This is a genomic window from Cutibacterium nasicola (assembly GCF_051303185.1).
GTDB lineage: Bacteria > Actinomycetota > Actinomycetes > Propionibacteriales > Propionibacteriaceae > Cutibacterium.
The window spans coordinates 105,779-127,098 of sequence record NZ_JBPPGE010000007.1; the positions used below are offsets into that span (position 1 = coordinate 105,779).

The 21,320-nt window shown below is 62.4% G+C and carries 21 protein-coding genes; 5 read left to right on the forward strand and 16 right to left on the reverse strand.

Translation table 11 applies throughout. The features are described 5' to 3' along the window. Positions 1 to 103: 103 nt before the first annotated feature. The 4 genes from ACSJJT_RS11415 to ACSJJT_RS11430 are packed head-to-tail and all read right to left on the reverse strand — an operon-like array spanning position 104 to position 3,834. Positions 104 to 466, reverse strand: coding sequence for a biotin/lipoyl-containing protein (locus ACSJJT_RS11415; protein ID WP_435918391.1), 363 nt, complete (start codon positions 464 to 466; stop codon positions 104 to 106). Positions 467 to 481: 15 nt separating this feature from the next. Then, complete coding sequence (locus tag ACSJJT_RS11420; RefSeq protein ID WP_435918392.1) at positions 482 to 724, reverse strand: hypothetical protein; 243 nt, start codon at positions 722 to 724, stop codon at positions 482 to 484. Positions 725 to 750: 26 nt separating this feature from the next. Then, complete coding sequence (locus ACSJJT_RS11425) at positions 751 to 2,325, reverse strand: acyl-CoA carboxylase subunit beta (protein ID WP_435918393.1); 1,575 nt, start codon at positions 2,323 to 2,325, stop codon at positions 751 to 753. A 15-nt stretch (positions 2,326 to 2,340) separates the two neighbouring features. Continuing rightward, on the reverse strand, positions 2,341 to 3,834 hold the full coding sequence (locus ACSJJT_RS11430) for a methylmalonyl-CoA carboxytransferase subunit 5S (RefSeq protein ID WP_435918394.1): 1,494 nt from the start codon (positions 3,832 to 3,834) through the stop codon (positions 2,341 to 2,343). Between the two features lie 131 nt (positions 3,835 to 3,965). On the opposite strand from ACSJJT_RS11430, the gene ACSJJT_RS11435 reads away from it, so the two are divergent. From ACSJJT_RS11435 to ACSJJT_RS11445, 3 genes are all read left to right on the forward strand, one after another. After that, positions 3,966 to 4,811 (forward strand): sulfurtransferase, encoded by an 846-nt coding sequence (locus ACSJJT_RS11435; protein WP_435918395.1) that lies wholly within the window; start codon positions 3,966 to 3,968, stop codon positions 4,809 to 4,811. A 149-nt stretch (positions 4,812 to 4,960) separates the two neighbouring features. Then, entirely contained in the window at positions 4,961 to 6,037 is a 1,077-nt protein-coding gene (locus ACSJJT_RS11440) for an amidase domain-containing protein (protein ID WP_435918396.1), read from the forward strand. 69 nt (positions 6,038 to 6,106) lie between these two features. Next, positions 6,107 to 6,538 (forward strand): hypothetical protein, encoded by a 432-nt coding sequence (locus tag ACSJJT_RS11445; RefSeq protein ID WP_435918445.1) that lies wholly within the window; start codon positions 6,107 to 6,109, stop codon positions 6,536 to 6,538. A 59-nt stretch (positions 6,539 to 6,597) separates the two neighbouring features. Here the strand turns inward: ACSJJT_RS11445 and fbaA are convergent, their stop codons facing one another. The 3 genes from fbaA to ACSJJT_RS11460 all read right to left on the reverse strand — a co-directional run bounded on the left by fbaA (position 6,598) and on the right by ACSJJT_RS11460 (position 8,945). Continuing rightward, positions 6,598 to 7,623: a class II fructose-bisphosphate aldolase gene (gene fbaA / locus ACSJJT_RS11450; protein WP_435918397.1), complete on the reverse strand. Its 1,026-nt coding sequence runs from the start codon at positions 7,621 to 7,623 to the stop codon at positions 6,598 to 6,600. 109 nt (positions 7,624 to 7,732) lie between these two features. Next, positions 7,733 to 8,209 (reverse strand): hypothetical protein, encoded by a 477-nt coding sequence (locus ACSJJT_RS11455; RefSeq protein WP_435918446.1) that lies wholly within the window; start codon positions 8,207 to 8,209, stop codon positions 7,733 to 7,735. 139 nt (positions 8,210 to 8,348) lie between these two features. After that, positions 8,349 to 8,945: a TrmH family RNA methyltransferase gene (locus ACSJJT_RS11460; protein ID WP_435918398.1), complete on the reverse strand. Its 597-nt coding sequence runs from the start codon at positions 8,943 to 8,945 to the stop codon at positions 8,349 to 8,351. Positions 8,946 to 9,058: 113 nt separating this feature from the next. Between ACSJJT_RS11460 and ACSJJT_RS11465 the strand changes: the two genes are divergently transcribed. Continuing rightward, entirely contained in the window at positions 9,059 to 9,787 is a 729-nt protein-coding gene (locus ACSJJT_RS11465; RefSeq protein ID WP_435918399.1) for a DedA family protein, read from the forward strand. Positions 9,788 to 9,873: 86 nt separating this feature from the next. Here the strand turns inward: ACSJJT_RS11465 and ACSJJT_RS11470 are convergent, their stop codons facing one another. The 3 genes from ACSJJT_RS11470 to ACSJJT_RS11480 form a co-directional block, all read right to left on the reverse strand. Beyond that, positions 9,874 to 10,359, reverse strand: coding sequence for a hypothetical protein (locus tag ACSJJT_RS11470; RefSeq protein ID WP_435918447.1), 486 nt, complete (start codon positions 10,357 to 10,359; stop codon positions 9,874 to 9,876). A gap of 111 nt (positions 10,360 to 10,470) precedes the next feature. Further along, positions 10,471 to 11,274: a spermidine synthase gene (locus tag ACSJJT_RS11475; RefSeq protein WP_435918400.1), complete on the reverse strand. Its 804-nt coding sequence runs from the start codon at positions 11,272 to 11,274 to the stop codon at positions 10,471 to 10,473. Continuing rightward, entirely contained in the window at positions 11,271 to 12,314 is a 1,044-nt protein-coding gene (locus ACSJJT_RS11480) for a glycine betaine ABC transporter substrate-binding protein (RefSeq protein WP_435918401.1), read from the reverse strand. The genes ACSJJT_RS11475 and ACSJJT_RS11480 overlap by 4 nt, the downstream gene beginning before the upstream one ends. A gap of 108 nt (positions 12,315 to 12,422) precedes the next feature. On the opposite strand from ACSJJT_RS11480, the gene ACSJJT_RS11485 reads away from it, so the two are divergent. Continuing rightward, on the forward strand, positions 12,423 to 12,800 hold the full coding sequence (locus ACSJJT_RS11485; RefSeq protein WP_435918402.1) for a YchJ family protein: 378 nt from the start codon (positions 12,423 to 12,425) through the stop codon (positions 12,798 to 12,800). A 211-nt stretch (positions 12,801 to 13,011) separates the two neighbouring features. On the opposite strand, the gene clpB is transcribed toward ACSJJT_RS11485, so the two are convergent. The 6 genes from clpB to ACSJJT_RS11515 form a co-directional block, all read right to left on the reverse strand. Continuing rightward, positions 13,012 to 15,585 carry an ATP-dependent chaperone ClpB gene (clpB, locus tag ACSJJT_RS11490; protein ID WP_435918448.1) on the reverse strand — a complete coding sequence of 858 codons (2,574 nt, stop codon included), beginning with the start codon at positions 15,583 to 15,585 and terminating at the stop codon, positions 13,012 to 13,014. A gap of 230 nt (positions 15,586 to 15,815) precedes the next feature. Continuing rightward, entirely contained in the window at positions 15,816 to 17,264 is a 1,449-nt protein-coding gene (locus tag ACSJJT_RS11495) for an ABC transporter substrate-binding protein (RefSeq protein ID WP_435918403.1), read from the reverse strand. An 18-nt stretch (positions 17,265 to 17,282) separates the two neighbouring features. Further along, on the reverse strand, positions 17,283 to 18,182 hold the full coding sequence (locus ACSJJT_RS11500) for a carbohydrate ABC transporter permease (RefSeq protein WP_435918404.1): 900 nt from the start codon (positions 18,180 to 18,182) through the stop codon (positions 17,283 to 17,285). After that, complete coding sequence (locus ACSJJT_RS11505) at positions 18,179 to 19,192, reverse strand: carbohydrate ABC transporter permease (RefSeq protein WP_435918405.1); 1,014 nt, start codon at positions 19,190 to 19,192, stop codon at positions 18,179 to 18,181. The genes ACSJJT_RS11500 and ACSJJT_RS11505 overlap by 4 nt, the downstream gene beginning before the upstream one ends. A 246-nt stretch (positions 19,193 to 19,438) precedes the next feature. After that, positions 19,439 to 20,188, reverse strand: coding sequence for an HAD-IIB family hydrolase (locus ACSJJT_RS11510; RefSeq protein WP_435918406.1), 750 nt, complete (start codon positions 20,186 to 20,188; stop codon positions 19,439 to 19,441). A gap of 143 nt (positions 20,189 to 20,331) precedes the next feature. Further along, positions 20,332 to 21,276, reverse strand: coding sequence for a fructose bisphosphate aldolase (locus ACSJJT_RS11515; protein ID WP_435918407.1), 945 nt, complete (start codon positions 21,274 to 21,276; stop codon positions 20,332 to 20,334). Between the last annotated feature and the right edge of the window lie 44 nt (positions 21,277 to 21,320).

Consider the following 21,320-nt stretch of genomic DNA (forward strand, 5'->3'; position numbering starts at 1 on the left):
CTCCCCCCCCCCCCCCCCCCCCCCCCCCCAACCCCCCCCCCCCCCCCCCCCCCCCCCCCCCCCCCCCCCCCCCCCCCCCCCACTGCGGTCTGCGTGCCGGGGATCAGCCCAGAGCCACCAGGCCCTGGCCACCCTGGACGGCGTCACCGACGGCGACCAAGATGCCCTTGACGGTTCCATCCGCCGGGGCGTTGATCTCGGTCTCCATCTTCATGGCCTCGAGGGTCATGAGCACCTGACCAGCCTTGACGGCGTCACCCTCGGCCACGAGGATCTTGGCAACGGTGCCGGCCAACGGGGCGGGAACCTCGCCCTCGCCAGCCTTACCGGCGCCACCACCAGACGCCTTCATCGGGCCGCCGGAGCCGCCACCGAAAAGGATCGGCGCCATCGGCGCGTTGGGGGTCTTGTCAACGTCAACGTCCACGTCATATGCGACGTCATTGACGGTCACCTTGAGCTTCATGTCAGTTTCTCCAGGTCAACGAATCGAATGGTTCTGCTGAGACCTGCGTCCCTGACGGACCCAGGTCTCACTCGGGGCGAAACGGACGGCCTGAACCTTTCCGTCGTTGCCCAGGTAAGCCGAAACGGCGGCGCAGATGACGGTAAGCACGTCCTCAGGAACGTCCTTGCTGGTCTTCTTGAGCCGGGAAACCTCGGCCTCCAGCGCCGCGAGTCGCTTGTTCAGCGTCTCGATGACGAGTTCATTGTTCTCACTCATCTTGTCCTCCCATCAGCCTTCTTCACTCAGCACGGCATGACGCCGTGCTTCTTGGCCGGACGGGACTGGCGCTTGGTGGCGTAGGTCTCCAGTGCGGCGGTGATCTTGCGACGAGTGTCGGCGGGATCGATCACGTCATCAACCTGTCCACGGGCGGCAGCCACGTAAGGCGTGTTGAAGGCGTTGCGGTACTCCTCGATCTTGGCAGCGCGAGTGGCTGCGGGATCCTCAGAGTTCTTGATCTCACGACGGAAGATGACGTTGGCGGCGCCATCGGCACCCATCACCGCGATCTCCGCACTCGGCCAGGCGTAGACGGCGTCGGCACCCAGGTCACGGTTGCACATGGCCAGGTAGGAGCCGCCGTATGCCTTGCGCAGCACCACGGTGATCTTCGGGACGGTGGCCTCGGAATAGGCGTACAGCATCTTCGCGCCGTGGCGGATGATGCCGCCGTACTCCTGCTGGACACCAGGCAGGAAGCCAGGAACGTCAACCAACTGCACCAACGGGATGTTGAAGGAGTCGCAGAAGGTGATGAACTCGGCAGCCTTGTCGGAGGCGTCAATGTCGAGGCAGCCCGACATGACCTTCGGCTGGTTGGCCACGATGCCGACGGTACGACCGTTGACTCGGGCGAAGGCGGTGACGATGTTGGTCGCCCAGCCAGCCTTGACCTCGAGGTAGTCGCCCCAGTCGACGATCTTGGAGATGACGTCACGGACGTCGTAGCCCTTCTTGCCATCCAACGGGACGATCTCGCGCAGTTCAGGCTGCGGGGAGACGTCGTTGTTGGGGCTGGTGATCTGGGCGTCCTCGGTGTTGTTCTGCGGCAGGAAGCTCAGCAACTTCTGTGCGATGAGCACCGCGGCGTCGTCGTCCTCGGCCACGAAATGGATGTTGCCCGAGGTGGACATGTGCGCATCGGCGCCACCCAGGTCGTCAGCGGTGACCTCCTCACCGGTGACCGACTTGATGACTCCAGGGCCCGTGATGAACATGTGGGCCTTCTTCGTCATGATGATGAAGTCGGTCAGAGCCGGGGAATAGGAGGCACCACCGGCGCAGGGGCCAGCGATGATGGCGATCTGTGGCACGACGCCCGACAGCTTGACGTTCGCGTAGAACATCTTGCCGTACCCGGACAGAGAGTCGATGCCCTCCTGGATTCGGGCGCCGCCCGAGTCGTAGAAGAACAGGAACGGGGTGCCGGTGAGCAGAGACTGCTCCATGGTCTCGACGACCTTGGTCGACTGGGTCTCGCCGGCAGAACCACCCATGACGGTGAAGTCCTGGGAGGCGACGTGCACCGGGCGACCATGAATGGTCGCACGACCGGTGACGACACCGTCGGCGGGAACCTCGGCCTTGTCCATGCCGAAGAGGGTGGTGCGATGCTCACGGAAGGCACCGACCTCGTCGAAGGAGTAGGCGTCAACGAGGTTGTCGATGCGCTCACGGGCAGTCTGCTTGCCCTTCTCACGCTGCTTCTCGAGTCGAGCCTCGCCGCCACCCAGCTCCATCTTGTGGCGCTGGTCAGCAAGCTGCTCGATTCGGCCGGCCATCGTGTCGGCCAGCTTGATTGGTTTCTTCTCAGCCATAGTTGGCGATCATCCTCACGCAGGCTCGACGGTCACCTGGTGGCTGTTGCCACCGACCGTCACGTTGTAGTTGACCGGTCCGGCGATACCAGCAGCGCCGGTGCCTTCCTTCTCGGCCTTCAGCTGTGCCTCGGTCATCGCGACGCTCTTCGGGCCCTCCGGGCGCTCCTTGAAGAACTTCGGGGCAACTCCCGGGAACAGGGCGTTGGTGAGGACGTCCTCGTCGGTGCCGTCGAAGCCCTCGAGGCCCTTGGCCTGCTCAACCAGATCATCCCACTCGGGCTCGAGCAGGTCAGCGGGACGGCAGTCGATCGGCTCCTTGCCGGTCTGCTTCTTGGCCATCTCGACGATGTCGGGGTTGAGCTCACCAATCGGCTTGCCGTAGTAGCCGAGCATGAGGTCGGCGAACTCAGCGGTGAGGTTCTTGTACTCGCCATTGCCCATGAGGACGTTGAACACGGCCTGGGTTCCGACGATCTGGGACGACGGGGTGACCAGCGGCGGGAAGCCGGCATCCTTGCGGACGCGCGGCACCTCCTTCATGACCTCGTCCATGCGATGGCCAGCGCCCTGAGCCTCGAGCTGGGACTCCATGTTGGAGAGCATCCCGCCGGGGATCTGGGACTGGAAGATGTTGGTGTTGACCAGCGTCTTCGACTCGAACTTCTTGTACTTCGGACGAACCGTCTTGAAGTGGTCACGGATCTTGAGGAGGCGATCCATGTCGAGGCCAGTGGTGTACTCGGTGCCCTCGAGCATCTCGACGAGGGACTCGGTCGGGTTGTGGCCCGGCCCCAGCGACATCGAGGAGATGGCAGTGTCGACGACGTCGACGCCAGCCTCGATGGCCTTCTGCAGGGTGACCAGGGTGACACCCGTGGTGGAGTGGCAGTGCAGGTTGATCTGCACGTCGGGGTGGTTCTCCTTGATGCCCTTGATGATGTCAAAGGCGGGCTGCGGCTTGAGGAGGGCCGCCATGTCCTTGAAGGCGATCGAATCGGCACCCATGTCGATCAGGCGATCGGCCTGCTTGATGAAGCTCTCCGGGGTGTGAATCGGGGAGGTGGTGTAGCAGATGGTGCCCTGAGCATGTTTGCCGGTCTTCTTGACGGCAGCCATCGCATGCTCGAGGTTACGCGGGTCGTTCAGTGCGTCGAAGACACGGAACACATCCATGCCGTTCTCGGCCGACTTCTCGACGAACTTGTCGACGACCTCATCGTTGTAGTGACGGTAGCCCAGGAGGTTCTGGCCACGCAGCAGCATCTGCAGCCGTGAATTCGGCAGCAGCTTGCGGAAGGTGCGCAGACGCTCCCACGGGTCTTCGTTGAGGAATCGGATACAGGAATCGAAGGTAGCTCCACCCCAGCACTCAACGGACCAGAAACCTGCCGCATCAATGTCGGCACAGGCATCAACCATGTCCTCCATGGCCATGCGGGTGGCAAGCAGGCTCTGATGCGCGTCGCGGAGCACGAGCTCGGTAACGCCAATCTTTCGCGGACTCATGGCTCCATGATTCCACTTGCCGAGAGCGTTTGGGACAGGTGGGCCCCTTTTTCACACTTGAACTGTGTTCAACTGATCAATTGCCCGTTGAGGATATCTCTGGGTGGAATCGTCGGTGACATGATGCAACTATGGCTGAGACCTTGTGCCCCACTCCCATGGTCCATCCGCAGGCCCTCATGGAACTACTCGAGAGCTCTGACGCCGTCCGCATCGTCATCGTCGACGTGTCCCCTTGCCGCCCTGGCGTGCCGCATGTCCCTGGAGCCCTTCCCTTCGATCTCGACGGCCCCATGAGCGACCAGTCGACCGGACTTCCCCACACGATGCCATCGGTGCCCCAGTTCCAGGCACGACTGCGCGAGCTGGGCGTCAATAATGACTCCCACGTCATCGTCACCGAGGACGACTTCCTTTTCGCATCCGCCCGGCCGTGGTGGATGATGCACGCCTGTGGCTTCGACAATGTGTCGATCCTGGAGGGTGGAAATGCCGGCTGGGTGGCCGCTGGCGGACACCTGACGACTGACATCACCCCGACGTCGGAGCCTGGCAATGTCACCCTGACTGCGATTCCTGGCGCCATCGTCGACCAAGAAGAGGTACTGCGCATCATTGCCGCCGCGGATGACCCGAACGCTCCTCGCATCGTCGATGCCCGCTCCGCCGAGCGGTTTGCGGGCAAAGTCGCGGAACCCCGCATCGGGCTGCGTGCCGGTCACATGCCGACGGCAACGAACTTGCCTTACACCCAGGTCATCGACGACGGCCGGATTCGCCCCGTTGAGGAGTTGCAACAGCTGGTCAACGATGCCGCGGGCGATCGTCCCATCGTCGCGACGTGCGGCTCCGGTGTGACAGCTTGCGTCATCGCGCTGGCCGCAACCCTGGCCGGACGCAAGGACGTCGGCATCTACGACGGCTCGTGGAGCGAGTGGGCGCGGCCCGGAGACACCCCGGTCGTCACCGAGGAGTGAGTCACCGCCACGGTCGCTTCGGGCACCACCCGACATCTCATCAGGCTGGAAAGTGTGATCGCACCCCCAAATCCTCATATCAATAGCATCGCGCAGTACCCGGCACTTAGCGCATGTTAATCTCTCCTTGCATACTACCAATATCCATCATGGGGATACACTTCGACCCCAGGGGAGAAACAGTGACCATCCACAGAAGAACCTTCCTCGCCCTAACGGCCGCCACCTCAATTGATACTTCAGCCATTCGAGGGTGCGTAGGAGCTATCGATCGTCTCGCCAGAGATGTGCCACTCGGAACTGAGGCAAGACAGTCACTTAACGACTATGCATCCATCCAAACATCGATTGGCACTGAGGCACCGGATATTCTGGGACAACTCCTAGGACTCAACGAAGTCGTTCTTACAGGAAGCCAGGATACTTCCACCCACCAAGGTCGTTTCCAAATAGTCACACTCACTCTCCGGTACGCCATCGACGACAATCACACCTGGGCCGAGACTATTCCCGTCATCCTGGCGCTCCAGGGATCTCATATCCAAAACATCATCATCCCCTCAGCCGATGACATCGGCACATTGCCAGAGCCTCTTCGCCAAGCGATCCTTGCACCACAAAAAGACATTCACCGCGGCGAACTCCCCGATCCAGCACCGTCAACTGCCGAACTTTACGAGATGGAGGCGCGAACCAATCCGGAGCTAAGCGAGAGATCAGCCGGCAAATCAGGCCGTTTCAAAGCAGCCGCATACGCCAACAAATACTGGTCGCACTACAACGGCGCCTATCGCCGCTTTGATGGCTCGGGACGGGGAGGAGACTGCACGAACTTCGTCTCTCAATGCATGGAGGCATCTGGTTGGGGATACACCGGGAACCTAGTATGGAAGAATACAGACAGATCATGGTTCTACCTCAAATGGCCTCAGTACACCTCAGCATCATGGGTCAACGTCGGAAAATTCCGATCATTTGCGCTAGCGAATAAACGCACTAGGCTCGCATCGCACTACTACGACATGTGGCACGGAAACGTCGTTCAATATGGATACAATAGTGCGTGCTATCATAGCATGATCGTCACAGGAAGAAGCGGAAAACAGCCGCTCCTAACCTATCACAGCACCAACACCCACAACATACCATTCTTTGCGCTTCAAAAGAGAGTTAATTCAGCTGGAAAAAGAAGCACCTGGGACGGACAACATGGACACTTCACTTGACATGAATTCAGCTACCGCCCGGAGAGATCAATGAACATCAAAGCTGTTCTAACGTATCTGATATGTGCCATCGTGGCCGCTGCTGCCGGGATTGGAGGCACGCTTCTGGTGCAGCATCATGATGACGAACTTCAGCCAAGTGACGTCGCCATAGCGGCCTACTTCGCCGAGGCCATATCAACCCCTGACACTATTGACAACGACCGCGTTCAGGACCTCGTCGCACCCAATACCGGCTGGGATGGTCATTCCAAGAAAGCCGAAGAGTGGGGCCAAGCTATTTTCAAGGCCTACCACGATGACAAAGCCGCGCCAAACGAAGGAATACTCATTTCCGAGGGGCCTCTTCCAACACGATCAGCGGACATCTATTCACGTTCGACAGCAGAACCAATCATGACCGTCATCATGACCTCCGTTGATGGAAAGTGGCTCGTCGACTGGAACGCAACAGTGCGGGCCAACGACACTCCACCTCCACCACTGCCATCGCACCGATGACCGCAAGAATCCCGGCCATTCCTCACCATAGGACTGGCCGGGATTCTGCACAGGCATACTCAGGCGTTGACCGAGGTGCCCTTCGAGCCAAGACGCTCACAGGCCTCGATGACGCGGGCAGCCATGCCAGCCTCGGCCTTCTTACCCCACGAACGCGGGTCGTACATCTTCTTGTTGCCGACCTCGCCGTCGATCTTCAGCATGCCATTGTAGTTGGAGAACATGTGATCGACGACCGGCCGGGAGAAGGCGTACTGAGTGTCGGTGTCGACGTTCATCTTGACGACGCCGTAAGACACCGCGTCGGCGATCTCCTGGGCGGTGGAGCCGGAGCCGCCGTGGAAGACGAGGTCGAACGGCTTGTCCTTGCCGTACTTCTTGCCGCACTCGTCCTGGATCTCCTTGAGGATCTCCGGACGCAGCTTGACGAAGCCGGGTTTGTAGGCGCCATGGACGTTACCGAAGGTGAGGGCCGTGATGTAGCGGCCCTTCTCGCCCAGTCCGAGGACCTCGAGGGTACGCATACCGTCGGCGACGGTGGTGTACAGCTTCTCGTTGATCTCGCCGGTGACGCCGTCCTCCTCGCCACCAACAGCGCCAACCTCGATCTCGAGGATCAGCTTGGCCTTCGAGGTGCGCGAGAGCAGCTCCTCGGCGATCTGCAGGTTCTCCTCGACCTCGATGGCCGAGCCGTCCCACATGTGGGAGTTGAACAGCGGGTCCTGGCCCTTGTCGACGCGCTGCTGCGAGATGGCGATGAGCGGGTTGACGTACTTGTCCAGCTTCTCCTTCTGGCAGTGATCGGTGTGCAGGGCCACGTTGATGGGGTACTTCTTGGCGACAACGTGGGCGTACTCGGCGAGAGCAACCGCACCGGTCACCATGTCCTTCACCGTCTGACCGGAAGCGTATTCGGCGCCACCAGTGGAGATCTGGATGATGCCGTCAGAACCGGCCTCGGTGAAGCCCTGAAGGGCGGCGTTGAGGGTCTGGGAGGAGGTCACGTTGATGGCCGGGTACGCGAAGCCCTTCTTCTTCGCGCGATCGATCATCTCGCCGTAGACCTCGGGTGTTGCGATAGGCATATTGCGCCTTCCTGTATGAACTTGCGATGACGAGATCTATTCTTCCTCATCCGGCCGGGCGATGTCAGTCCGGCACCCCAGCGCGCTCAAAGGTGCTGCGCAACCCACATCAGTCGGCGGTGTCGGGCCGCTCGAGGCGTACCCGGCCACCCGACGCCGTTGAGATCGCGGCGTCGATGTCTGTCAACGAGTGATCCAGCCAGGACAGCGGGACCTCCCATTGGCGGCCGTCGTCAGCGTGGAGGACGACCCCAGGGCCCGATCCGATCGACGGCTCGCTCACCTTGATGGACGCCATGTCCTTCCAGTCGACCTCGTCCATGGACGGTGCGGTCGAGTCATCCTTTCCGGTGCGCAGCATCCGTCGAAGGTTCAAACCCTCAGGAGTGACGATGAGGGCTGGCCCTTCCCCGACGCCGAGGAGATCCTTGCGCGCGGCGTGCAGACGCAGATTCTGAATGACGAAGAGCACCAGGAACAGCACCACCCAGGCACCAAACATCCACATCACGGTGGACAGTTCGAAGGCGTCAGCAGTCAATGCCCACAGCAGTCCACCGATGATGACCACGACGAGGGCCTGCACGGCAAGCCGGAATCTCGTCGCGTGATGGTGGGCAACCCGGGAGGCACTCGGCACTGGATTGAACGCCACCACCAGACGTGCTGGGGCCTCGGTGGGTTGTGTGCTCATGGCACGAGCCTAGGGGTCGCGGTTCTCCTGGTCAGTCGGTGGGTGGGTTTGGAGGCTCGCGCAGCTGGGTCGTCCAGGCATACATGGCGATCGCCGCAGCAGCTCCAGCGTTCATCGAACGAGTCGATCCGTACTGGGTGATGGCCACCACTTGGTCGCACTGCGCGACGACCTCGTCGGTCAGTCCAGGACCTTCCGAGCCGAAGACCAGGCAGCAGTCCTGAGGGAGCCGCGCGGTCTCCAGAGGTACTGATCCCGGCAGGTTGTCCACGCCAACGAGGGTGACGCCGTGCTCGTCAAGCCACTCCAGGAAGGAGGGGACGTCCGGGTGGTGGTAAACATGCAAGTACCGATCGGTGACCATCGCACCGCGTCGGTTCCAGCGTCGTCGCCCCAGAATGTGCACATCCGCGACGTTGAATGCATTGGCAGTGCGCACCACGGAACCGATGTTGAAGTCGTGCTCCCAGTTCTGGATGGCCACGTGCAACCGGGAACGTCGGGTGTCGAGGTCGGCGACGATGGCCTCCATCGTCCAGTACCGATACCGATCGACGACATTGCGTCGATCTCCTGATGCCAACAGTTCCGGATCGAGTCTTGAGTCATCGGGCCAGGGTTCGGGCATCGGCCCGACACCTACAGCTGCGGTCATTTTCTGGCCAGGAATCTGCAGTGAGGGGGCCTCTACGAGGTCATCGTCGGTCGGGGCACACACGAACCAAGGATAGTCTTGACCCCATGCCGAGTTTCCTCATGGCCCTCCCCGCCCTGCTCACCCCCGCTTGGATGGACCCACAAGCCATCATCCAGGGCGCCGGTGCCGCAGCCCTGTGGATCGTCGCACTGATCGTCTTCGCGGAATGCGGAATGGCCGTGTTCTTCATGCCCGGGGACTCTCTGCTCTTCGCCCTGGGAATGTTCGCTGCCGTAGGCGTCAACTCCTCCGTCCCGCTGGTCCATTACGGACCCCCGGCGACGACCCTCATCATCGTCAACCTGGTCCTCATCGTCTGTGCGATCGCAGGAAACATCTGCGGCTACTGGATCGGATACATGGTGGGCCCCAAGCTCTTCCGGGAGCGAGAGGGGTTCATGGGCAAGGTGTTCTCGCCCAAACACGTCGACACCACCCATGACTTCTTCCGCAAGCACGGGTCCGTGGCCCTCATCCTTGCCCGATTCGTGCCGATCGTCCGTACCTTCGTGACGATGATCGCTGGCGTCGGTCGGATGAACTTCCGCAAATTCATCTCCTACACCGCCATTGGTGGCGTCCTCTGGGTACTCATTGCCGTTCAGGCCGGTTACTTCCTGGGCCAGGTCCCCGTCATCCGCAACAACTTCGAGGCGGCTCTGCTCCTCATCATCGTGGTGTCGGTACTGCCAATGTTCTTCGAGTGGCTCAAGGCCCGCCGCAAGGGGCAGTCCAGCCGACCTCAGTCGGCACGGCGTTCCAGCGTCGAGTGATGCTTCAGTGTGACGACGAGGGGCTGGTCCGCATGGTGCTGACCAGCCCCTCTGTCACTCGTTGAGCTCTCGTGTCGCGACTGAACTCATGTGCCTCGTACCGCGGTCTGCCATGGCTGGCCCTGACCTGGCTCCAGCCAACCTCCTTCCGGAGGGTTGGCAATGGCCTTGTCCCGCTCGGCGATGATCTTGATCCAGGTGTTGACGGGGCTGCTCCACACCGTCACCAGCACTGCCGCAACCATCATGATCCCGATGACGTCGAAACCCCCCACCAGCTCGCTGCCTCGAGAGAGTCTCCACATCCACACCAGGGACAGCACGGTGAACAGGTAGCGGTCAATGGCATGGCCCCGGCCCATCGTCATGGTGAGAACGCACCCTGCCAGCGGGATGAGCAGGTATTGCACCCAACTCCCCGAGTCCATGCCCAAGGCAAATGACGTCAGGACCGGGCCAAGCGTCGTCTGGCCCTTGCTGCGGCCCGCTACCCACATTCCACAGACGACGACGGCCCACAGCGCCGAGAAGCCGATGACGATGACCCGCGCCACCACGATTGCTGACGGCATGTCTGGCAGCGACGGCAGGTAGCCATACTGGGACTTGCTGTCAGAGCTGGGATTGGCCATATCACCATCATGTCACCTGGGACGGACGCGCAGGAGAGTTCTCTGAGCCGCTCAGGAGAAGAAGGTCGCCCCTCGGGGTGGGCCGGGAGACGGCTCGACGTCATCATCACGGAAGGGTATGGCACCCGCGAGTAGCCTCGTCAGGGCGTCCCCGCTGATGAGCCGGAAGGGGAAGGCCGCCCCGCTGCAACGTCGGCTCAGTTCCGGCTGGTGCAACGGTCCGTTCGAGCCCGCCAGGATGATGTTGCCGTAGCGGCGCCCCTTGAGGGTCGACGACTCCACGGCCAGGCAGACGTGGGAGAACACGTCCTGAGCCGCTCTTACGACCCTCTTGGTCCAGGTCAGAGGGGCCGAGTCGGCCACGTTCGCCACGACGACGCCGTCCTCGTGCAGGATGCGCAGTACATCCGTGAAGAACTCGACGGTGACGAGGTCAGCGGGCACTCTCGCGCCGTCGAAGGCGTCCAGGATGACGACGTCGGCGAAGTCCTCTCGCATCGCGGCGATCCCGGAGCGTCCGTCGACGGGCCGCACCTTGATCCCGGACCGAGGCGGAAGTGGGGCCTTGAGGCGCACTTCCTCGGTGAGCTCGGTGTCCGGCTCACAGACGATCTGAGGGCTCGTCGGACGGGTGGACGCCACGTACCGTGCCAGGCACATCCCCGCCCCACCGACGTGAATGACGCGCATCCTCTCCCCCGCTGGACGGTGGACGTCAAGGTGATCAGCGATACGTCCCATGTAGTCGAATTCGAGCCGAGTGGGATCGTCAGGGTCGATCCATGACTGATCAGCCCCACCGACGCGGACGATCCACGCTCCTGGGGTGTCCCGATCCGGGACGAGACAGCTCACCGATCCCCCAGTCTTCCGGCCTGCCAGTCATCCACCCAGTCGGTGTTGTTCTTCATCCATGCCGCGATGGCGGTGCCCTGTTGTCCGCCCCTGTCCGTGGTCTCGACCATGAGGTGTTCCAAGCTGGACAGGTGAGCGTCATCGATCGCGAGGTTTCGGACGAGCTGGGCGGCCTTGGGATGGTCCTTCTCGAACCCGGGTCGACCGAAACTGTAGATGAGCTCGGCGTTGGAGATGGCGTTCTTGGGATCGTCGAGATCGCGCACCGGATAGGCGTCGTAGGCCCAGTGCGGTCGCCACAGCGTCACGGCGACGTCGTTACCAGCCTTGGTGGCCTTCTTGAGTTGGGCCAGCATGGCCGGGGTCGAGGAGGTCTTGAGGGTGATGTTCGACAGCCCGTACATCGGCAGCGTCTGGTTCGCAATGGTCTTGGTCATCTCGGCTCCCGGCTCGATGCTGTAGATGACGTTGCCGTAGGAGTTGCCCATCGTCTTCAGATCGGCGATCGAGTGCGCTGGCGAGTTCTTGTTGACGGCGATCGTGAGTTTCGCGTTGTCGTACCAGCATCCAAGGTTCTCCAGCTTCGGGCCGTACTTGCGGATGTATCCGGCCTGGGTCACCGGCAGCCAGGAATCGGTGATGAGGTCGATGTCCCCGCCGGCAGTGGCCTGGTATCCGACGCCGGCATCAAATCCCTTGATGGTGACGGTGTAGCCGTCCTTCTCGAGCACCTGCTTGATGAGGCCGGAGGTCGCCCAGGACTCATCCCAGCCGTTGAAGGCCCCGATCGTCAGATGAGTGTTCGTGTCGGGCTTCATCGAGGCGATGTCCGCCGAACGTGATCCGGGCGTGCAATGGGTCCACTTCTGGTCCGGGGTTGCACCGGAGTGGGCCTCAGGGGTGCCCTCACCGCCTGAGGACCGCGATTCGTTGGTGGCATCCTCACTGTTGTTGTAGACACCGGCTGTGCCGGAGCATCCTGCGGCGCCCAGCCCGATGAGAGCAGCCAAGAGCGCCCCGGCCATCATCCTGTGCGACATTATTCTCCTTTCGCGCGCCCACGACGCGTACCTACCCCGCATGAGGGGACGCCATGACTGTAGTCGGTCGGCTCCTGGCGTCTCGCAGGACGGTGGGATGCTTGGGGCATGGCCCCATCATGTCCCTGCGGATCAGGACTCCCTCTCGACCAGTGCTGCCGCCCGGCGCTCGACGACCCCCGTCGCGCCGAGACGGCCGTGGCCCTCATGAGATCGCGGTACACCGCCAATGCCCTGGGTCAGTGGAACCACCTGTGGGCGACGTGGCATCCGCGCACCAGACCGAACGTCGTCGATTCCACCGGTATCGAATGGACTGGTCTGACCATCCTCGCGACCGAGGACGGCCATCCAGGCGACACCACAGGGGTCGTGGAGTTCCGGGCAACCTACCGCTCCGGCGGACATGATGACGTCCTCCACGAGGTCTCACGCTTTCAGCGTCGCGCTGGTCGCTGGATGTACGTCGATGGGGACGTCGACTGAGACTCAGGGCGCTTCCGGAGCGGCAGCAGAGTCGTAGCACGGTCCCGGTTGAGTGAATCGCGGAGTACCCACCACCGATGCCTGCTCCGGCGATGAACCGGCACAGGCCGGGGAGCCAGATCGAGAAGGAGGATCCAGCGACATCGGACCCGAGCAGGTTGAGGTCTGAACCTTGACCCGTCACGACGCGGTCACATTGTCACGCTCACCTTCAAAGGATGACAATCCCGTCCCTGTCCTCGTTGCCGTCAAAGATCACGGTGTCACCCTCAACCACCTCGCCAGCGAGCACCTTGCGGGCCAGCTGGTCCTCAATGGTGGCCTGTACCAGACGACGCAGCGGCCGGGCGCCGTACACCGGATCGAATCCCGTGGTCGCGAGCCATTCCTTGGCGGCATCCGTGGTCTCGACGGTGATCCTGCGATCCGAGAGCCTCGAGTTGAGCTTGGCCAGGCTCGTCTCAACGATCCGCGCCAGATCCCCACGCGAGAGCGGGTCGAACATCACCACGTCGTCGAGTCGGTTGAGGAACTCGGGACGCAATGCTGCACGCACCGCATTCATGACGGCCTCGTGCTTGGCATTGCCGTCGAGGTTCGGATCCGACAAGAACTGACTTCCGAGGTTGCTCGTCAGCACCAGGATGGTGTTGCGGAAATCGACCGTGCGGCCCTGGCCATCGGTGAGGCGACCGTCATCGAGAACCTGCAGCAAGATGTTGAACACGTCCGGATGGGCCTTCTCCATCTCGTCGAGCAGGATGACCGAGTACGGACGACGCCGCACGGCCTCGGTGAGCTGGCCCCCCTCCTCGTAACCGACGTAGCCCGGAGGGGCACCGACCAGACGCGAGACGGAGTGCTTCTCCATGTACTCGCTCATGTCGATGCGGACCATCGCGGTCTCGTCGTCGAAGAGGAACTCGGCCAGGGACTTGGCCAGCTCGGTCTTGCCGACGCCGGTCGGTCCGAGGAACAGGAAGGAACCGGTGGGACGGTTCGGGTCAGAAATGCCTGCCCGGGAGCGTCGCACCGCGTCCGACACCGTCTTGACGGCACGGTCCTGGCCGATGAGGCGTTCATGCAGGCGCTCCTCCATGTGGAGCAACTTCTCCTGCTCACCCTGCATCATCCGACCGACGGGGATGCCAGTCCAGGAGGACACGACCTCGGCGATGTCGGAGGTCCCGACCTCCTCGGAGACCATCCGAGAACCATCATTCTCCGCCGTGTCAGCGGCCTCGGCCTCCTTCTCCAGGACAGGGATCTGCCCATAGAGGATTTCGGAGGCCTTCCCGAAGTCACCCTCGCGCTGGTACTTCTCGGCGGTGGTGCGCAGCTGATCGATGCGGGTCTTGAGCTCGCCGACCTCGTTGAGGCTGGCCTTCTCGGCCTCCCAACGCGTCTCGAGCCCGCGCAGGGTCTCCTCCTTGTCGGCCATTTCGGCGCGCAACCGCTCCAGACGCTGTTTGCTGGCTGGGTCCTCCTCCTTCTCGACGGCGAAGATCTCCATCTTCATACGGTCAACCTCGCGGCGCAGGGTGTCGATCTCCTCGGGGGAGGAGTCGATCTCCATGCGGAGTCGCGATGCGGCCTCGTCAATCAGGTCAATGGCCTTGTCAGGAAGTTGACGAGCGGTGATGTACCGGTTCGACAAGCTGGCAGCTGCAACGAGGGCGCCGTCGGTGATGCGCACCTTGTGGTGGGCCTCGTAGCGCTCTCGCAGACCACGGAGGATGGCGATGGTGTCCTCCACCGAGGGCTCGCCGACGAAGACCTGCTGGAAACGACGCTCCAGGGCCGGGTCCTTCTCGATGTGCTCTCGGTACTCGTCAAGGGTGGTGGCGCCGATCATGCGCAGTTCACCGCGGGCGAGCATCGGCTTGAGCATGTTGCCGGCATCCATCGCCCCTTCACCGGAAGCTCCGGCGCCGACAACGGTGTGCAGCTCGTCGATGAAGGTGATGATCTGCCCCTCGGCCTCCTTGATCTCGTTGAGGACGGCCTTGAGGCGTTCCTCGAACTCGCCGCGGTACTTGGCGCCCGCAACCATCGAGGACAGGTCCAGGGAGACGACCCGACGTCCCTTGAGGGAATCGGGGACATCCCCGGCGACCACTCGCTGGGCCAATCCCTCAACGACAGCCGTCTTGCCGACGCCGGGGTCGCCGATGAGGACCGGATTGTTCTTGGTGCGTCGTGCCAGCACCTGGACGACACGGCGGATCTCCTGGTCGCGTCCGATGACCGGGTCGAGCCTTCCGGCGCGAGCGCGCTCGGTGAGGTCGACGGAGTACTTTGCCAGGGCGGACTCGCCGCCCTCGGACTCCTCGGAAGTGACGCGACGGTCACCCCGCCCCTCGTTGAAGGCGGCCGTCAGGGAATCAGGCTTGAGCCCGAGGTTCGCCAGACCGCTCTGGACGTCGGACGGAACAGCCGTCAGGGAGATGAAGAGATGCTCGGTGGCGACGAAGGAGTCACCCATGGCCTCAGCGCGGTTCTGCGCGTCGGCAATCACCCGAGCGAAAGCGCCCGAGAGCTGCGGCTGGGCGACGGATGCCCCCGAGCTCGACGGCAGTGCGCGCATGGCCGTGGTGGCAACGGCGTCAACCCGTTGCGGATCGATACCCAGGCCGGCGACCAGCGGGCCGACGGTGTTGTCCGGGATGGTGAACAGTGCATGAAGCAGATGCGAGGGCTCCACGGACGGATTCCCGTGGGCCAACGCGTGCCGGGTGGCGGCGGTGACCGCGTCACGGCTCATCGTGGTGAGATTGGTGTCCATTACTTGCCTCGCTGAAGTTGAGTTCATCTGACTCAAGTATGAACCTTCACGAGGCATAGTCAAGTGGATTGAGTCCGATCGACTCAACTATGCTGACAATGGATGACCACACCTTGCCACAACTACCTCCTCGTCACCGACAACGACATGGCGACGCCGCACCCGAAGGCACGACGTCGCCGATGGTCATCACTGCAACAGTGGCCGCCTCGAGAGCCGCCTTGTCGCGATCACAGGTGGGGCCTCACCTGAGCGTCGTAAATGCCCTCCAGGGTGGCACGCAGTGTGGCCATGGTCGGCTTCAGCTCGGCACCCTGCTGAATGACCGAGGCGATGGCCTTGGCGATCTCCTGGTCGCCACCGGGCAGGAACACGCGGCCGTAGTCCTGCGGGCGAGTGGCGTCGAGCTGCTTGATGGCCTCACCGATGAGCGGGTTCTCCTTGAGCAGCTCGGAGGTGTCGGAATCGTTGCAGACCGGCATGTAACCGGTGGCAGCGGAGAAATCGACGGTGTTCTCGGCATTGGTGAGGAAACCGATGAACATGGCGGCGGCCAGCTGCTTCTCCTTGCTGGAGCGAGAGCAGATCGCCACACCGGCACCACCGGTCGGACACACCGGTTTCTCGACGGCAGGTCCACCGGGCAGGAACCCGACGCCGACCTCGAACTTGTTACCGACAGCCTTCTGAACGCCGACGAGCGAACCGGTGGAGCCGATGGTGGCCGAGCAGGCGCCGGCAGCCAAGTCGTCGGTGGACTCGTTGGAGGAGACTCCAGCCCACTTCTCCTTGAGGACCGCGTCACGAACGACCGTGAGGGCGTCAATGGACTTGTCTGAGTCACAGATGACGTCGAAGGAGTCCCTCTTGGACCAGCCGCCACCGTATCCCCACAGGATGTTCTGCAGAGTCCAGCCGGCGTAGTCGGTGACCGACGGGAACTGGTAGGCGTGCTGAGCTCCGGTCCTGGTGTCCTGCAACCTCTTGGCCCAGGTCCTCCACTCGTCCCAGGTCTTCGGGGCGCGGTCGGGCAGACCGGCGGCCTTGAAGTGGTTCTTGTTGTAGTAGAACAGCGGGGTCGAGCGGGAGAAGGGCAGGGCGTACAGGTTGTCCTTGTAGCGGTAGTCGTCGATGAGGCCCTTGCGGTAGGCCGAGACGTCAACCTTGGCAGCTTTGAGCAGGTCGTTCAGCGGAGCGATGGCGTCCTGCATGTAGTAGCGAAACCACCAGACGTCGGAACCGATGATGACGTCAGGGGTGTCCTTGCCGGTCAGCGCGGTCTGGAACTTCTGCGCAACCTCCTCGTAGGAGGAGCCGGCCGGGACGATCTTGACGGAGATTCCTTCCTTGGCCTTGAAGTCGTCGCAGATCTTCTTGGTGACGTCACCGGATCCGCCGGGGTTGTTGGTCCAGAAGGTGATGTCGTTGGCGGGCTTGACGCCGGCGTAGTCAACCTTCTCGGCAGTCTTGGAGGTTCCCTCGCTGGATGAACTGACGGCAGAGGGGCCCGAGCACGCTGCCAGGCCCAGGGTTCCGGCCCCGAGGGCCGCCATGGTCAACAGCCGACGACGGCTGATGGGGTTGAGGTCGGACACGGTGATGCTCTCCTTGTGGATCGAGTCGAACGTGAAACGGGGATGGATGGGAACTCGCGCCGGAAGGAAGACCGGCAGCGTCACTGGGTCAGCGGACGCAGGTCACTTGACCGCGCCCTGGGTGAGTCCGGCGACGAGGTATCGCTGGAGTAGGACGAAGATGAGGAGGACTGGGAGGATGACGAACACGGCACCGGCCATGAGGATCGGATAGACGCCGGCGTCGGAGTCGACGGCCTGCAAGGCGGTGAGCCCCACCGGGAGCACCATCCGTGAGGTGTCCGAGGTGATGACCAACGGCCAGATGTAGTTGTTCCACTCGTCGACGATCGTCACCAGGGCGACCGTCGCGATCGCGGGAGCTGACATCGGGATGACCATCCTGAACAGCCGGGTCATGTGGCCTGCACCATCGACCTCGGCAGCTTCCATCACCTCGCCCGGCAAGGACAGGAAGTGCTGACGTAACAGGAACGTCCCGAAGGCCGTACCCAAGCCGGGGAGAATGATGCCCCAGTAGGTGTTCACTCCCCCGAGTTGGGAGATGAGGACGTAGTTCGGGACCAACGAGACCTGGGCGGGAACCATGAGGGCGACGAGAACCAGGATGAAGATGATCTTGCGTCCCGGGAAGTGCAGGAAGGCGAAGGCATAGGCGCTGGTGCAGGCCAGGACGAGCTTGACCGTCGCGCCAATGGCGGTGACGATCACGGTGTTGAGGAAAAGCTGCGGGAAGTCGATGGTCCGGGAGGCCTGACGGTAGGCGTCGAAACTCCAGTGATGAGGCCACCAGACGACGTCCTGGCCGACGATCTCGGACGGGGTCTTGAAGGATCCCAGCACCATCCACAGCAGCGGCAGGACGACGATGAGGGCGGCCAGGATCATCGGCAGGTAGCCCGTGAAGGCCTTGGAGACACCGGACTCGGCCCCCACGACCGACTCGTCGACCTTGTGGAAACGGCAGATGTCGGCGCGACGAACGGCTGCATTCAAGCTCACGAGTAGTGCACCCGCCTTTCGAGGAAGCGCATCTGGATGACGGTGAGGATGAGCAGGATGACGACGAGGACCGTCGACTGAGCGGCCGAGTAACCGGCGCGGTTGTACGTCCCGAAAGCCTGGATGTACGAGGAGTACATGAGGGTCGAGGTGCCCTGACCCAGCGGGGTCATGATCTTGATGATGTCGAAGGCCTGCAGGGAGGACAACATCGTCGTCAGGGTGAGGAAGAAGGTCGTCGGGGACAGCAACGGCCAGACCACTGAGCGGAAGGTGCGGCGACGGGAGGCGCCGTCGAGGGCTGCCGCCTCGAGCAGGTCGCGCGGAATGCCCTGCAGGGCTGCCAGGTAGATGACCGCGCAGTAGCCGAGGTTCTTCCAGACGTAGACGATGATGACCATGACCAGGGCCAGATGCGGGTTGTTGAACCACTGCGGCACCGGAAGGTGCATTCCCCGCAGAATCGCGGAGAGGACGCCGGTGACGGGGTCGAAGATGAACATCCACACCATGCCGATACCCACACCGGAAAGGACGTAAGGCGCGAAGACGACGGCTCGGGCAACGTTGCGTCCCACCAGTTGACGGTTGAGGACAACGGCCAGGCCGAGGCCGATGAGCATCGAGAATCCAACGGTGGCGACAGTGAAGATGAGGGTCGTCGTCAAGACGGTGCCGGCGTCGCGAGTGAAGAACTCAACGTAGTTCTGCAGCCCGACCCAAGTGGCATTGGTCGAACCGAGGGTCCAATCAAGAGCCGAGTAGTAGATGTTCAGAAAGAACGGCCGGTAGGTGAAGAGCGCAATGAGGATCGCGTTCGGGGCCACGAAGGCCAGGAAGAGCAATCCCTCCCGCCGCATTCTGCGGCTCAGGCGGCGTTTGGGTACTCGACATGCCGTGGACGTGACTTGTGACGACCTGACCTGCAGCGCAGGATCCGGTGACGGTGACGCCACCACTCCAGACGACGTCGCACCCACCGGCACGGCTTCGTCGACTCCGGTGTTCACCCGTCCTCCTCAGGATTTCATTGCCGCCCTCTCACAGGCAGCGCCGAGGAAGGACACTAGGAAGCCGTGGTGTCGTCATCCCAATACTCAGGTGACACCGACGAGACCCCAAGATGAACTCTTGTGTCACAGTGTTGGTACGACCACTGAAACGACCCCCTTGTGCGATACAAGGGGGTCTTCATGTGGCGATATGACGCTGTGTGATGCTCGTGTGAAAACAGTTTCGTGAAGGAACGGAACGTGTCAGCCAGACAAGAGGGTCTCAAGTTTGTCGGCCGTGTCCTGCCAATCCTTGACGGCGACACAGGGGATGCCCATGACCTTGACGGGGTAGTCGTTGCCGTGCTCGTCGAGACGGTCGCCATAGAAGAGGACGTCCTCCTTGGCCAGGTTCGTCATCTCGAGCAGCTTGCCCATCCCGAAGGACTTGTCGCGGCCGACACGAGTGATGTCGACCGAGGTGGATCCGCCAGCACGCACCTCGAGGTCGGGAAGTTTCGCCGCGACGAGTTCGCGCAGCTTGAGCTTCTTCTCACCGCTGGGATCCCACGCCGTCTTGGCATCGACTGGGGCCTGCTGGCCCAAGGCGGAGAAGGTGATCTGGGACTCGCGATCCTCCAGCACCGGCCCCCAGGTGTGCTCCTCCCAGAAACCCAGGTCACGGGCGCAGGCCTCAACGGTCTCGGTCGCACGGGACTTCTCATCCTCGGTCAGTGCCTCGAGGTAGATGCGCTGCCACTGGCCGTCAACGTAGCGGTAGTACTGGGTGCCACAGGCGGGCAGCAGGTGCAGACGATCCAGGTGGGAGGCATTGACGTCATCAAGGGCCTCGACGACCTGGGTGCGGAACTGCCCAAACTGGCCACCGGATATGACACAGACGCTGGTGCGCCCCAGCAGCCGCGCCAGGATGTGCGCCATGGGCTGCGGTAGCCGGGACTTGGAGGGGGCCAGGGTGTCGTCCAGATCGAACGCGACGAGTTTGGGGATCACGGGGCCACTGTACAAGGCGGATGGGCTTACGCACGAATGTTGACTGCGTCATGATGCCGTGTGCTGTGAGATCGGGGCCGGGGATCCCCAGGCATGACGACGGGCCCGCAAGTCTCCTCGCAGGCCCGTCGTACACCGAGGGGTCAGGACACCGAAGCGGCGTAAATCGAATCGATGGAGCTGCGGAGGGTCTCGTCGAACTCCATCTGGGACTGGCTGTGGCTCAGCCCCTCGGCGAGAGCACGCGAGAAGCTCGCGATCAGTCCGTGGTTACGAGCCAGCTTCTCGTTGGCCTCCTCACGGGAGTAGCCACCGGACAGAGCCACAACACGGAGAACCTTCGGATCCGCGATGACATCGGCGTACAGGTCGTCGGTGGTCGGGATCGTCAGCTTGAGCATGATCTTGGTGTCGAGAGGCAGAGCATCGATGTGCTCGCGAATGAGGTTGTGCAGCCTCTCCTCGGCCTTCTGCTTGTTCGGGGCATGGATGTCGACCTCGGGCTCAAGGATCGGAACCAAACCAGCGGCGCGGACCTGTTCACCGAGCTCGAACTGCTGATCGACGATCTTCTTGATGCCGTCCTTGTCGTCATCAAGAATGACCGAGCGCTCCTTGGTGCCGAAGATGTGCTTCTCCTCGGCAGCGCGATGAAGGAGCTCGTCAAGACCGGGGATCGGCTTCATGACGCGGACGTGGGACTCCTCGTCGGCCAAGCCCTTGTCGATCTTGAGGAAGGGGATAATGCCCTTCCTCTGCCACAGGAAATCGGCGGTGGGAATTCCCTCGATCTCACGATCCATCGTCATCTCGAACAAAATCGCGGCGAGAATGCGGTCGCTGGTGAACGACGGGCTGGTGATGATCCTGGCCCGCATCTCGTGGACCAGATCAAACATCTCGTCCTTGTCGTCGCCGTAGATCCCAGGCTCCACCCCGTATGCCTTGAGAGCCTTCGGGGTGGAGCCTCCAGACTGGTCCAGAGCGGCAATGAATCCGGGCGCAGTCCCCATACGTTCAGTCTGCTGGGCGCGCGCATCAGTACCTGTCATGGCGACATCTCCTTTGACTTCGATGACGTCTTCCACGGTACCCGAAAAAGCCGCCCACCAAAGCTTGGGGAGGTGAGCCT